The sequence below is a fragment of the Sphingomonas yunnanensis genome, from assembly GCF_019898765.1.
Lineage (GTDB): Bacteria > Pseudomonadota > Alphaproteobacteria > Sphingomonadales > Sphingomonadaceae > Sphingomonas > Sphingomonas yunnanensis.
In genome coordinates this window covers 13,207-25,456 of record NZ_JAIOKB010000005.1, presented here as the reverse complement: position 1 = coordinate 25,456, position 12,250 = coordinate 13,207, and the positions used below count along the sequence as shown (strand labels likewise).

10 protein-coding genes are annotated in these 12,250 nt (G+C 70.9%); 6 read left to right on the top strand and 4 right to left on the bottom strand.

What is annotated here, in order from left to right:
- Positions 1 to 9: 9 nt before the first annotated feature.
- The gene (gene kdpF / locus K7957_RS14065; protein WP_168135669.1) at positions 10 to 99 is read right to left on the bottom strand and encodes a K(+)-transporting ATPase subunit F; all 90 of its coding nucleotides are present in this window, start codon (positions 97 to 99) and stop codon (positions 10 to 12) included.
- A 105-nt stretch (positions 100 to 204) separates the two neighbouring features.
- Positions 205 to 1,077 carry a TorF family putative porin gene (locus K7957_RS14060; RefSeq protein ID WP_223012635.1) on the bottom strand — a complete coding sequence of 291 codons (873 nt, stop codon included), beginning with the start codon at positions 1,075 to 1,077 and terminating at the stop codon, positions 205 to 207.
- A gap of 373 nt (positions 1,078 to 1,450) precedes the next feature.
- Between K7957_RS14060 and K7957_RS14055 the strand changes: the two genes are divergently transcribed.
- From K7957_RS14055 to K7957_RS14045, 3 genes are all read left to right on the top strand, one after another.
- Positions 1,451 to 2,506, top strand: a complete 1,056-nt coding sequence (locus tag K7957_RS14055; protein ID WP_246617110.1) for a DUF481 domain-containing protein — start codon at positions 1,451 to 1,453, stop codon at positions 2,504 to 2,506.
- Between the two features lie 207 nt (positions 2,507 to 2,713).
- On the top strand, positions 2,714 to 3,427 hold the full coding sequence (gene gntA, locus K7957_RS14050) for a guanitoxin biosynthesis heme-dependent pre-guanitoxin N-hydroxylase GntA (protein WP_223012634.1): 714 nt from the start codon (positions 2,714 to 2,716) through the stop codon (positions 3,425 to 3,427).
- Positions 3,424 to 4,011 carry a DUF1989 domain-containing protein gene (locus K7957_RS14045; protein WP_223012633.1) on the top strand — a complete coding sequence of 196 codons (588 nt, stop codon included), beginning with the start codon at positions 3,424 to 3,426 and terminating at the stop codon, positions 4,009 to 4,011. Before gntA ends, K7957_RS14045 begins: the two co-directional genes overlap by 4 nt.
- A 66-nt stretch (positions 4,012 to 4,077) precedes the next feature.
- On the opposite strand, the gene K7957_RS14040 is transcribed toward K7957_RS14045, so the two are convergent.
- Positions 4,078 to 4,257: a hypothetical protein gene (locus K7957_RS14040; protein ID WP_223012632.1), complete on the bottom strand. Its 180-nt coding sequence runs from the start codon at positions 4,255 to 4,257 to the stop codon at positions 4,078 to 4,080.
- A 208-nt stretch (positions 4,258 to 4,465) separates the two neighbouring features.
- Between K7957_RS14040 and fdhD the strand changes: the two genes are divergently transcribed.
- The 3 genes from fdhD to K7957_RS14025 all read left to right on the top strand — a co-directional run bounded on the left by fdhD (position 4,466) and on the right by K7957_RS14025 (position 10,714).
- Positions 4,466 to 5,236, top strand: a complete 771-nt coding sequence (gene fdhD, locus K7957_RS14035; protein ID WP_223012631.1) for a formate dehydrogenase accessory sulfurtransferase FdhD — start codon at positions 4,466 to 4,468, stop codon at positions 5,234 to 5,236.
- Between the two features lie 6 nt (positions 5,237 to 5,242).
- On the top strand, positions 5,243 to 7,507 hold the full coding sequence (locus K7957_RS14030; protein ID WP_223012630.1) for an FdhF/YdeP family oxidoreductase: 2,265 nt from the start codon (positions 5,243 to 5,245) through the stop codon (positions 7,505 to 7,507).
- A gap of 318 nt (positions 7,508 to 7,825) precedes the next feature.
- A complete protein-coding gene (locus tag K7957_RS14025) occupies positions 7,826 to 10,714 on the top strand; it encodes a TonB-dependent receptor (RefSeq protein WP_223012629.1) in 2,889 nt (962 codons plus the stop codon).
- A 95-nt stretch (positions 10,715 to 10,809) separates the two neighbouring features.
- Here K7957_RS14025 and K7957_RS14020 read toward each other — a convergent pair whose 3' ends face one another.
- On the bottom strand, positions 10,810 to 12,237 hold the full coding sequence (locus tag K7957_RS14020; protein WP_223012628.1) for a methyl-accepting chemotaxis protein: 1,428 nt from the start codon (positions 12,235 to 12,237) through the stop codon (positions 10,810 to 10,812).
- Between the last annotated feature and the right edge of the window lie 13 nt (positions 12,238 to 12,250).

Here is a 12,250-nt window from a genome sequence, read left to right as displayed (position 1 = left end):
CCGCCTCCTTCAGAAGCGTTCGGGGCGGATCAGCACCGCCACCAGGTAGACGAGGAGGCCCAGCGCGGTGAGCGCGGCCAGGCAGAGGTCGAGCGTCATCTCTCGTCTCCTCAGGCGTTGTCGCACAGGCGGACGTAGGCGAGCGTCAGCGCGAACAGGCCGACGATGATCGCTATCCAGAGCAGGTCCATCAGATCCTCCCGATCAGAAGGCAGCCGTCAGCGAGACCACGACGGTGCTGCCGGCGATATTGCCGGTACCGTCCTGGCCCTTGCTGAAGCTCGGCCGCAGGTAGCTCGCCGCACGATCCGAGATGTCGGTATCGACGTAGCTCAGGTTGAAGGTCAGGTTCTTGTAGGTCGCGTCCGCGCCGAGCGACCAGTCCCAATAGGCCCCGGTCGGCGCCACCGCGGTGGCGTTGGGGCCGAGTCCGTCCTGTCCCCAGCTGTGGCCGACATGCGCCTTGGCGGTGAGCGGCGTGCCAGCCAGAGACAGCGCGCCGTCGCCCCACAGGTAGAGGTTGTCGTCCTTGGCGCCGGGATCGGTGTAGACCCCCGCCGCGGCGTCGGCGCCGGTGCGGTACCAGCGCCCGATCGCCTGCTGCTTCGGCGCATAGGCCGCGCCGGCCGTCAGCGTCGCGGGGCCGGCGATGCCGCTCAGCTTGACATAGGGCTCGGCGAAGTCGGTCTTGTCGGCGCCGCCGGGATACAGGTACCAGGTCAGCCCGACGTCGAGCGTGGCATTGTCCGCGAGCTTCGCCTTGTAGCCGCCGATCAGGTCGAGCTCCATGTTGGCGCCGCCGAACGTGCCCCAGCCCGCCAGGTTCGACGCCCAGGTACCGACGTACAGGCCGCTCTCGTGCGCGACGGTGATCCCGCCCTGAACCGCCATCTCCTGATCGGACTGCGACACGCCGCGGAAGCGATAGTCGGACGCGATGGCGGCAGAACCGCTGACCGTGATCGGCGCGGTCGACGCGGCGGTAGTGTCGGCTTTCTCATCGGCCGTCGACTGCGCGCTGGCGGCGAGCGGCGCGCCGGCCAGGGCCGCGAACGCGGCCGCGTAGAGCAACTTCATCGATCTGATTCCCCGAGGCGGCGCCGTCACGCGACGGCACCTTCAAGGCAGGCCGATTAGGCGCAGCGATCGTAGCAATGCGAGATCGATCGGGCGGAACCGCGTATAGCTGGCGTATAGCGCGGCTCTCATCGCGTCGCCGCGTGCGGCACCCTTTCACCCGCGGCCAAGCCTCTCTATGCGCTGGCTTGTCGCAGGCAGGTGGGCGTCGCCCGATCGGCGCCGCACGGGTGCGGGGTGAGGCGTCGCGGCGCGCTCGGCGTCGTCGCGCGCGGACCTCGGAAGGTAGAAGAGATGAATGTCGGTCGAATCGTCAGCTTACTCCCGTCCCGCGTGACCGAGCGCTGACACCGGCCCGCTCCCCGCCCGCCCGATGATCCTGCTCACGCTCTCCGCCCTCACGCTCGCCGCCCCCGCAGCGGCCGCCCCGCCGCTCGCCCGGACACGGGGCCGGCGCACGGCACGACTCGCGCGGGGCACGCTGCGCCTGCCCGAGCTCGAGCTGCCCCCGGTGGTGGTCGAGGCGCCCGAGCCCGAGGTGCCGCCGCCGACGCTCGGCGACGTCGGCGTCGCGCTCGCCAAGATCCCCGGCCCGACGATCCCGCCGGAGATCCGCGCCATGCTCGACGCCGCGATCGCCGCCAACGACGAGGCCGGCGTCGCCACCATCGTCAAATATGCGCGCTCGGGCGATCCCGGCTCGGCCGACCTGGTGCTACGCCAGGCGAGCGACTGGCGGACGGCGCGCGCGCGGGCGCACGACGAGCGGTTGCAGCAGGCCAGCGCGTTCGAGCTGTGGACCGGCAAGGCCGAGGCCGGCGGCTTCATCTCCACCGGCAATTCGAACATCACCGGGCTGACCGGCTCGGCCGACCTCACGCGCGAGGGCCTGCGCTGGCGCCACCGGCTGCTCGGCCAGGCCGACTTCCAGCGTACCGACGGCGTCACCAGCCGCGAGCGCTACACCTTCGGCTACCAGCCCAACTACAAGGTCAGCGACCGCGCCTATATCTACGGCAACCTCGGCTATGAGTCGGATCGCTTCCTCGGCTATGTCAGCCGCTACGCGGTCTCGGTCGGCGCTGGCTACGGCGTGTTTCGCCGCTCCGGGCTGACGCTCGACCTCGAGGCAGGCCCCGCCTTCCGCCAGACCGATTTCACCGACGATTTCATGCAGAGCAGCCTCGCCGCGCGCGGCAGCATGAATCTCAACTGGACGCTGATCGGCGGCCTGCGACTGAGCCAGGAAGCCTCGGCCTATCTCGAACATTACAACAGCACGGTACGCAGCGTCAGCGCGCTTGAGGCCAAATTGCTCGGCCCGCTATCGGCGAAATTCTCCTACACCGTGCAATATGAGAGTGAGCCGCGCGACGAACGGCTCAGCACCGACACGCTCAGTCGATTGTCGCTGGTCTATAGTTTCTGAGGGGCACTCGCGGCGGAGAGCGCGACGCGAGTGGTTCGCGGTGACCTACGCTACCTCACTCGGCGCCATCCCGGACTTGGTCCAATATGACGACAAATAGAGGAAGCATCGCGGCCGACCGTACCCCGGCTCCAAACCTCCTCCATTGATCCGCATCAGTTTGATTAGGCGGAACGATTCATCGGCGCCGCCCGTATCCTCGACCCTATGCCCGCCCCCGCCACACCGTTGTTCCGCTGGACCCACCAGGCCCAGGAGGAGCTTGAGACTCTCCTCCACGGCCATGTCGCCGAGCGCTCCTTCCCCTGCGTCGGCGCCAAGGCGGCGCTCGCGCGCGGGACGCTAGACGTGCTCGCCTGCTCGCGCCTCGACAGCGCCTGGGACGACCTGCGCATCCACGACGGGCTGGTCCGCTTCGCCGCCGCCTATCGCGCCGAGCCGACGCTGTTCCGCAGCTACGCCGTGGTGTTCGAAGGTCCCGACGGGCTCGACGAGCCCTCCTTCGAGGCGGCGCTGTGGAAGCGCATCCAGTCGCTCTCCGACAAGGACGTGTGGCGCGGTCAGCCCTATGACGGTCGAGTCAGCCACGATCCCGACAGTCCGCATTTCTCGCTGAGCTTCGGCGGCGAGGCGTTCTTCGTCGTTGGCCTCCATCCCAACGCCTCGCGCCCGGCGCGGCGCTTCGAGCGGCCGACGCTGGTGTTCAACCTCCATGACCAGTTCGAGCAGCTCCGCGCCGATGGCCGCTACGAGACGATGCGCGAGGCGATCATGGTGCGCGACGAGAAAGTGGCGGGCTCGCGCAACCCGATGCTCGCGCGACACGGCGAACTGAGCGAGGCGCGCCAGTATAGCGGCCGCGTCGTCGACGGCGCGTGGCGCTGCCCGTTCCATTATGCCGGCGGGAGCGACGCGGCATGAGCGAGACGATCGAGATAGCGCCGCGCAGCGGCACCGCCTTCCGCCTGCTGGCGGGGCAGCGACTCACCGTGATCGACCCGCGCGGCGTCCAGGTCGCCGACCTGCTGGCGTACAATGCCGAGGACGTGCGCGAGGTGATCTCCTCGGGGCGCACCTTCGACTATGCCGAGACGATCCGCCTCACCGCCGGCCACCTGCTCTACTCGAACCGCTCGCGCCCGATGCTGGCAATCGTCGAGGATACCGTCGGGCGGCACGACTTCCTGCTGACGCCGTGCTCCTACGACACCTTCCACCATTTCTACCCCGAGCTGCCACCGCACCGCGGCTGCTTCGGCAACCTCGCCGAGGCGCTCGCGCCCTATGGCGTGACCGAGGACATGATCCCGGTCGCGTTCAACTGCTTCATGAACGTGCCCGTCGACGGCGTGACCGGGAAGCTCGAGGTGCTCGCGCCGATCAGCCGCGCTGGCGACCATCTCACGCTGGAAGCGCGGATGGACCTGATCATCGGGCTCACCGCCTGCTCGGCGCCGGCGTCGAACGGCGGCAGCTTCAAGCCGATCCACTATCGCGTGGCGTGAGCGGCGCCCTCCCCCTGCCGTCGTCCACCCCGGCGTTCGCCGGGGTAGTAGGAGGTGGGCAAGCCCTCAGTTCACTCCCATCCGCGGTCCGGGCACGCGCAGCTCCGCCTCGGCGATCCGCTCGGCGTAGCGTGAGGCGAGATCGAGATGGAGGCGTCGCATCGGCGCGTCCCTGGCGTGACGCGCGGCGTCGCTCTCCTGCTGGGCGCGGCGGCGATAGTAATCGAGGTCGTCCATCGTGGTCATCGCGTGATCCTAACCGGCGTGAGGACTGTTTCACGTTACGCTGCGACTCGCCCCGCATTGTGCGCTCATCTGCGCGTGACGCACCAACCTTCATCAGGACGGGTGGCCGCGACTCGGAAAGAATCAGCGCCACTTAGGTCAACACGGCGGGGAGCCGCCCCAGCCCGCCCGCTGGCGCCGCGCCGCCCGCTGCGGCATGGCAGCGGCGATGGACCGTGACTTCCGCCGCGTCGCCGCCGACGGCACCGCCGCTCCGCACCCCCGCGCGGTGATCGAGGAGCATCCCGTCGCGATCGAGGTCAACGGCCTCGGCTATGCGGTGATGATGGCGACCCCCGTCGACCTCGCCGACTTCGCCACCGGCTTCGCGCTCTCCGAGCGGATCGTCGCGGACGTCGGCGAGATCGCCGCGCTCGACCTCATCGACACTGCGCAGGGCGTGATCGCGCGTCTCGCGGTGCCGCCCGCGCGTGCCGCCGCCGTCGCCGACCGGGTCCGCCGCCGCGCCAGCGACAGCTCGTGCGGGCTGTGCGGGATGGACAACCTCGACTCGATCCACCGCGCGCTGCCGCGCGTCACCGGCGCGGCGGTCGCGCCCGCGGCGATCTTCGCCGCGCTGGCGGCGATGCGCGACCACCAGCCGCTCAACCGCGCCACCGGCGCCGCGCATGCCGCGATGCTGTGCGATCGCGCCGGCGCGATCCGGCTCGCGCGCGAGGACGTCGGCCGCCACAACGCCTTCGACAAGCTGATCGGCGCGATGGCGCGCGGCGGGCTGGGGTGGGACGACGGCTTCGCTCTGCTGTCGTCGCGCTGCTCCTACGAGCTGGTCGAGAAGGCCGCGCTGGCGGGATGCGCGACGCTGGTGACCGTGTCGGCGGCGACCAGCCTGGCGCTCGACCGCGCCGCCGCGGCGGGGCTGACGCTCGTCTCCCTGGCGCGCTCGGATGCGGTGCTCTTTTCCGCTCCCACGCGTTAGAGGCACATGACCAAGCAGCACGACGATCGCCCCGATTTCACGCCCTATGACGGCCCCGCGGGCGGCTGGGGCTCGATGCGCTCGCTGGCGGACATCGTGCCGCGCGAGAAGAACGTGGCGGTCACCACCGCCGAACTGACCCGGCAGAACAAGCCCGACGGATTCATGTGCGTCAGCTGCGCGTGGTCGAAGCCCAACCCGCCCAGCGTCGCCGAGTTCTGCGAGAATGGCGCCAAGGCGACCGCCTGGGAGATCACCAGCCAGCGCGTCACCCCCGACTTCTTCCGCGCCCACGCGCTCACCGAGCTGCGCGGCTGGAGCGACTATCGGCTGGAGGAAGCCGGACGGCTGACCCACCCGATGAAATATGATCGCGCCACCGACCGCTACGTCGTCGCGCCGTGGGAGGAAGCGTTCGCCGCGATCGGGGCGCAGCTCAAGGCGCTCGCGCCGCGCTCGGTGGTCTTCTACGCCTCGGGCCGCGCCAGCCTCGAGACCTCGTACATGTACCAGCTGATGGCGCGGCTGTACGGCAACCAGAACCTGCCCGACAGCTCGAACATGTGCCACGAATCGACCTCGGTAGGGCTCAAGGCGGCGATCGGCGTGCCGGTCGGCACCACCACGCTGGAGGATTTCGACCACACCGACTGCATCCTGCACTTCGGCCAGAACGTCGCCACCAACAGCCCGCGGATGCTCCACCAGCTGCGCGCGGTGCACAAGCGCGGCGCACAGATCATCGTGTTCAATCCGCTGCGCGAGCGCGGGCTGGAGCGCTTCACCGACCCGCAGAACCCCGTCGAGATGGCGACGCGCAGCGAGACACCGATCGCCACCCAATATCACCAGGTGAAGGCCGGCGGCGATCTCGCCGCGATGATGGGCATCGCCAAATGGGTGATCGAGAACGGTCACGTCGACCACGAGTTCGTCGCGGCGCACACGCACGATTATGCCGCCTTCGAAGCGAAGGCGCGGGCGACCGGCTGGGACGAGATCGAGCGCGAGTCGGGGCTGACGCGCGCCGCGCTCGAGCAGGCGGCAGAGGCCTATGCGCGCGCCACCGCGACGATGGCGATCTACGGCATGGGGCTGACCCAGCACGTCAAGGGCGTCGACAACGTCCGCATGCTGGTCAACCTGCTGCTGCTCCGCGGCAACATCGGCAAGCCGGGCGCGGGGCCGTGCCCGGTGCGCGGGCACAGCAACGTCCAGGGTCAGCGTACCGTCGGCATCACCGAGAAGACTGAGCTGGCGCCGGTCGAGAAGCTCAAGGAACTCTACGGCTTCGACCCGCCGACCGAGAAGGGGCTCGACACCGTCGAGGCCTGCGCCGGGATCATCGACGGCACGGTGAAGGCGTTCGTCTCGCTCGGCGGCAATTTCGTCCGCGCCGCGCCCGAGACCGAACTGCTGGAGGAGGGCTGGGCCAGGCTGGACCTGTCGGTGCAGATCGCCACCAAGCTCAACCGCAGCCACCTCATCCCCGCCGCGGGCGAGACCTGGCTGCTGCCCTGCCTCGGCCGCATCGAGCAGGATCTGCAGGCGAGCGGCCCGCAGCGAGTGACGATGGAGGATTCGACCAGCGTGATCCACCCGTCGCTCGGCAAGGTCGAGCCGGCGAGCCCGCACCTGCTGTCCGAGCCAGCGATCGTCGCGGGCATCGCGCAGGCGCTGCTGCCGCCCAACCCCGCGATCGACTGGGACGCCTGGGTCGGCGATTACGCGCTGGTGCGCGACGAGATCGCCAAAGCGATCCCGCACTTCTTCGCGCGGTTCAACGAGCGGCTGCGCGAGGAGAAGGGCGGCTTCTGGAAGGGCAACAAAGCGGCCGAGCGCGTCTTCGAGACGCCGAGCGGCAAGGCCGAGTTCCTGGTACCCGACGTGCTCAACGCCACCGGCTTCACCGATAGCGACGGGCGCTACCGCCTGCTGACGTTGCGCTCGAACGACCAGTTCAACACGACGATCTACGGCTATTCCGACCGCTTCCGCGGGATCAACGGCACGCGCCAGGTGGTGCTGATGAACCGCGACGATATCGCGCGCGCCGGGCTCACCGCGGGCGCCAAGGTGACGCTGGCGAGCGACGCGGGCGACAACCACGAGCGCCGCGTCGGCGACCTGATCGTGGTGGAATATGACGTCCCGCCGGGCTGCATCGCGGCCTATTACCCGGAGTGCAACCCGCTGATCGCGCTCGCGCACCACGCCGAGGAGAGCCACGTGCCCGCGGCCAAGTCGGTGCCGGTGCGGATCGTGGGGTAGAGAAGATCCTCCCCTGCAAGGGGAGGTGGCAGGCCGCAGGCCTGACGGAAGGGTGACCCGGCCGGCGAGGGTCGGCGGACTCACCAGCGGTGACACCTCTCCGTCGCGCCTTAAGCGCGCCAGTGCGGGCGAGATGGTGTCCCCCGGACACCATCTTGGCTTGCCGGGGGCAAGCCAAAGCCCGCGCTCCCCTTGCGGGGGAGGATCGATCAGCAGCCGTGCTCAACACCACCCACATCAACCTTCCCCGGCATAATTGTGCGACAAAACGTCCGTAGCGCGCTCGTCCGGCCGATACCGCCGGGCAGGGAGCGAGTGATGCGCGTGATCTACCTTCTGCTGGCCTCCGCCGCCCCGGTCGCCGCGCCCGCGGCGGCGCAGCAGCCGCCGCAGCGCGACCTCCCCGGCACGGTCGCGCCGACCGGCAGCGCCGCCGCTACCCCCGCGCCCGGCGCCGCCGCCGCCGCGCAGTCGAGCCAGACCACCCCCGCGACCGCCCCGGCCGACGCCGCGCCCGAGAACGAGGACGAGCCCGCCGACATCGTCGTCACCGGCGCGCGGACGCAGCGCGGCGCGGTGGTGGGTGACATCACCCCCGAGGAGCAGCTCTCCCCCGCCGATATCCGCAGCTACGGCGTCAGCTCGGTCACCGAGCTGCTCAACGAGCTCAGCCCGCAGACGCGCTCGGGCCGCGGCGCCGGCGGCGCCCCGGTGGTGCTGCTCAACGGGCGGCGCATCTCGGGCTTCCAGGAGATCCGCGACCTGCCGACCGAGGCGATCGCGCGGGTCGACATCCTGCCCGAGGAGGTCGCGCTCAAATACGGCTATCGCGCCGACCAGCGCGTGGTGAACTTCGTGCTGCGCCGCCGCTTCCGCGCGGTCACCGCCGAGATCGAGGACCGGCTCGCCACCGAGGGCGGGCGCAACGCGCCGGGCGGCGAGCTCGACCTGCTGCGCATCCGCGAGCAGGGTCGCGTCAACCTCCACCTCGAGTACAATCGCGCCGACTCGCTCACCGAGGCCGAGCGCGACATCCTGCCCTCGCCCAACACCGCCGCGATCGGGGGCAATGTCGCGACGCGCGGCCGCGTCGCGATCGACCCGCTGTTCGGCGACGCCACGTCGCTGGGCGTCCCCGCGGTCGCCGCGACGCGCGCGCCGCTGCTCGGCGACTTCAGCGCGACGCGCAACGCCACCGACCAATCGGCTTATCGCACGCTGTTGCCGCGCGAGCGCACCTTCTCCGCCAACGGCACCTACGCCACGACGATCTTCGGCAACGTCGGCGCGACGCTCAACGCCACGGTCGACCACAGCCGCACCGAGGCGCTGCGCGGTCTCGCCGAGCTCGACCTCGCCTTGCCGGTGGGCAGCCCCTTCTCGCCCTTCGCGGTGCCGGTGACGCTGACGCGCGCGTTCGACACGATCGATCCGCTGACGCAGCAGGTCGACACCACCCAGCTCCACCTCGGCGGCACGCTCAACGGCGACCGCGGGCGCTGGCGCTGGTCGGTGACGGGGAACGTCGACCGTGACAGCAGCAACACCGTCACGCAGACCGGCTTCGACGGCAGCGCGCTGCAGGCGCAGCTCAGCGCGCTCGACCCGGCGGCGAACCCCTATGGGCCGCTGACGCTCGCGCGCGCGGCCGACAACAGCGCGCGCTCGACCTCGACCACGGCCGGGCTCGACGCGCTGGCCAGCGGGCCGCTCTTCGCGCTGCCCGCCGGCGACGCCAACGCCAGCCTGCGCATCGGCGCCTCGACCAGCGATTTCTCGAGCCGCTCGGTGCGCTTCGGCACGCCGGTGGCCGCCGCGATCGGGCGCGACCTGGCCTCGACCCAGCTCAACCTCGACCTGCCGATCGCCAGCCGCGCCGAGGGCGTGCTGGCCTTTCTCGGCAACCTCTCGCTCAACGGCAATGTCGCCGCCGACCGTGTCTCCGACTTCGGCACCTTGTGGACCTATGGCTATGGCGCCAACTGGCGCCCGATCGAGGCGGTGCGGCTGCTCGCCTCGGTGACCGACCAGGCCGAGGCGCCCACCGCCGCGCAGCTCGGCAACCCGGTGGTGTCGACACCGGGCGTGCGCGTGTTCGACTATGTCCGCGGCACCACCGCGACGGTGACGACGGTGACCGGCGGCAACCCGCTGCTGGTGCGCGACGAGCGTCACGCGCTCAAGGTTGGGCTCGACGTCAAGCCGTGGAGCGAGAAAGACATCCGCTTCCGCGCCGACTATACGCGCCAGACGACCGACGACCCGATCGCCAGCTTCCCCAGCGCCACCGCGGCGATCGAGGCCGCCTTCCCCGATCGCTACACGCGCGACGCCGAGGGCAATCTGCTGCGCATCGACACGCGCCCGATCAACTTCGCGCGGCGCGAGACATCGCAGCTGCGCTACGGCGTCAACCTGTCGTTCCGCCTCAAGTCGAAGATCCAGAAGGAGCTGGAGGCGTTCCGCGCGGGCACCGGACCCAACCCGTTCGCGGGGATGCGCCCGCCCGGCGAGCGGCGCGGCGGCGAGGGCGGCGGCCGCGAGGGATCGGGCGATCGTACCCGGCCCGACGGCAGCGCCGCTCGTGGCGACGGCGCGCCGGCACCGGGTGGCAACGGCGCGGGACCGGGCGGCGGTGGTCCGGGCGGCGGCGGGACCGGCGGTGGCGGACCTGGTGGCGGGTTCGGGCGCTTCGGGCGCGGCGGCGGGGCGCAGGCGGGCGGTCGGCTCCAGTTCGCGCTCTATCATACCTGGCATCTTACCGAGCGCGTCAAGGTCGCGGACAGCGGGCCGGTGCTCGACCTGCTCGACGGCGACGCGATCGGCAGCGCCGGCGGACAGTCGCGCCACGAGCTCGAGGGCCAGGCCGGCTATACCAACAACGGACTCGGCGCGCGGATCTCGGTCAACTATCAGAGTGCGACTCGAGTCAGCGGCGGCACAGCGGCGACGCCCGAGACGCTCGACTTCGGCAGCCTCGCCACCGCCAACCTGCGCCTCTTCGCCGACCTGGGCGGGCGGATCGACTGGGTCCGCGCGCATCCCTGGATGCGCGGTGCGCGCGTGAGCCTGCAGCTCGACAACCTGTTCAATACGCGCCAGCGCGTGACGGATCAGGCAGGCGAGGTGCCGATCGGCTTCCAGCCGGGTTATCTCGACCCGATCGGGCGCACCGTGCGGCTGTCACTGCGCAAATTGTTCTACTGAGGCGGCGTGGCCGCGCGCGGCGACCACCACTCGCGGCCGCTTGTATCAGGTAAGCACGCAGTGCTCCTGCCTGCGCAGGAGCACTGCGGCGCAACTCAGAACGACGACCAGTCGTCCTCCGCCACGGCGACCGCCGCACTGCCGCGCCGCGCCACGGGCGCGGGTCGCCGAGCCGCCGCCGGTGCAGGGCTGGCCGCGCGCTTCGGCAGCGCGCGGACGGTGGAGCGCGGCGCCGCCATCGGCTCGCCGCCGAGCGTGAAGCGCGCGATCTCGGCCGCGAGCGTGTTCGCCTCGCCCGCGAGGGTGCGTGCCGCCGCGGTGGCTTCCTCCACCATCGCGGCGTTACGCTGAGTCACCCCGTCCATCTCGCCGACGGCGGTGTTGACCTGCTGCAGCCCCTGCGACTGCTGCTCGGCGGAGCCCGAGATGTCCGAGACCAGGCTGCTGATCTCGCCGATTCGCCCGATGATCCGCTCCAGCGAGCGCCCGGTCTCGCTCACCAGCGCGACGCCGGCGTCGACCGTCTCGACCGAGGCGGTGATGCGCTGCTTGACGTCCTTGGCCGCCTCGGCCGAGCGCTGCGCGAGCGCGCGCACCTCGGAGGCGACCACCGCGAAGCCGCGACCCGCGTCACCCGCGCGCGCCGCTTCCACGCCGGCGTTGAGCGCGAGCAGGTTGGTCTGGAAGGCGATCGCGTCGATCACCGCGATGATGTCGGAGATCTCCGACGAGGTGCGCTCGATCCCCGCCATCGCCTCGACCGCGCGGCGCACCACCGCGCCCGATTCCTCCGCCTCGGCGCGTGCCACGCCGACGATCTGGTTGGCGCGGCCGGCACCCGAGGCGGTCTCGCGCACGGTGGCGGTGATCTGCTCCATCGCCGCGGCGGTCTCCTCCAGGCTCGCCGCCTGCTGCTCGGTGCGCTGCGACAGGTCGTCCGACGCCGCGCTGATCTCGCCCGCGCCGCGGTGGATGCCCTCGGACACGCGCGCGACCGAGGTCATCGTCGCCTGCAGCGCCACCACCGCGTCGTTGAAATCATGCTTGAGCGTGAGAAACGGGCCGGTCAGTTCGGCGTTGATCCGGGCGGTGAGGTCGCCCGCGGCGAGGCGGCCGAGCCCCTCGCCCATCGCCAGCGCCATCTGGCGCTGCGTGTCGCACTCGCGCGCGGCGAGCGAGCTCTCGCGGAAGATCGCCATCGCCTTGGTCATGCGGCCGACGCAGTCGCGGTTGCCGGTATGGTCGACCGGGCTGTCGAGATCACCCGCGGCGAGTCCCTCCATCCGCACCACGGTCTCGACGTAAGGGGTGCAGATCAACCGGGCGGCGATCATCGTCACCGCGACCACCGCGAACACGCCAGCGAGCGCGCCGCCGATGACGAGGCGCGGGTCGGCCGCGGGGCCGGCGAGCACGCCATAGGCGGCGCAGCCCGCGATGGTGCCCGACAACACCAGATATACCAAGGTGAGGACCTTGAACTTCACCCGTATCGGCGCGTGCCGACCGAACCACTCGTGCATCCTGGCCGCCCCC

Excerpts from the sequence above, each read along its gene's own strand:
- kdpF (WP_168135669.1), bottom strand. The coding sequence starts at position 99 with ATGACGCTCGACCTCTGCCTGGCCGCGCTCACCGCGCTGGGCCTCCTC.
- K7957_RS14060 (WP_223012635.1), bottom strand. The coding sequence starts at position 1,077 with ATGAAGTTGCTCTACGCGGCCGCGTTCGCGGCCCTGGCCGGCGCGCCG.
- K7957_RS14055 (WP_246617110.1), top strand. The coding sequence starts at position 1,451 with ATGATCCTGCTCACGCTCTCCGCCCTCACGCTCGCCGCCCCCGCAGCG.
- gntA (WP_223012634.1), top strand. The coding sequence starts at position 2,714 with ATGCCCGCCCCCGCCACACCGTTGTTCCGCTGGACCCACCAGGCCCAG.
- K7957_RS14045 (WP_223012633.1), top strand. The coding sequence starts at position 3,424 with ATGAGCGAGACGATCGAGATAGCGCCGCGCAGCGGCACCGCCTTCCGC.
- K7957_RS14040 (WP_223012632.1), bottom strand. The coding sequence starts at position 4,257 with ATGACCACGATGGACGACCTCGATTACTATCGCCGCCGCGCCCAGCAG.
- fdhD (WP_223012631.1), top strand. The coding sequence starts at position 4,466 with ATGGACCGTGACTTCCGCCGCGTCGCCGCCGACGGCACCGCCGCTCCG.
- K7957_RS14030 (WP_223012630.1), top strand. The coding sequence starts at position 5,243 with ATGACCAAGCAGCACGACGATCGCCCCGATTTCACGCCCTATGACGGC.
- K7957_RS14025 (WP_223012629.1), top strand. The coding sequence starts at position 7,826 with ATGCGCGTGATCTACCTTCTGCTGGCCTCCGCCGCCCCGGTCGCCGCG.
- K7957_RS14020 (WP_223012628.1), bottom strand. The coding sequence starts at position 12,237 with ATGCACGAGTGGTTCGGTCGGCACGCGCCGATACGGGTGAAGTTCAAG.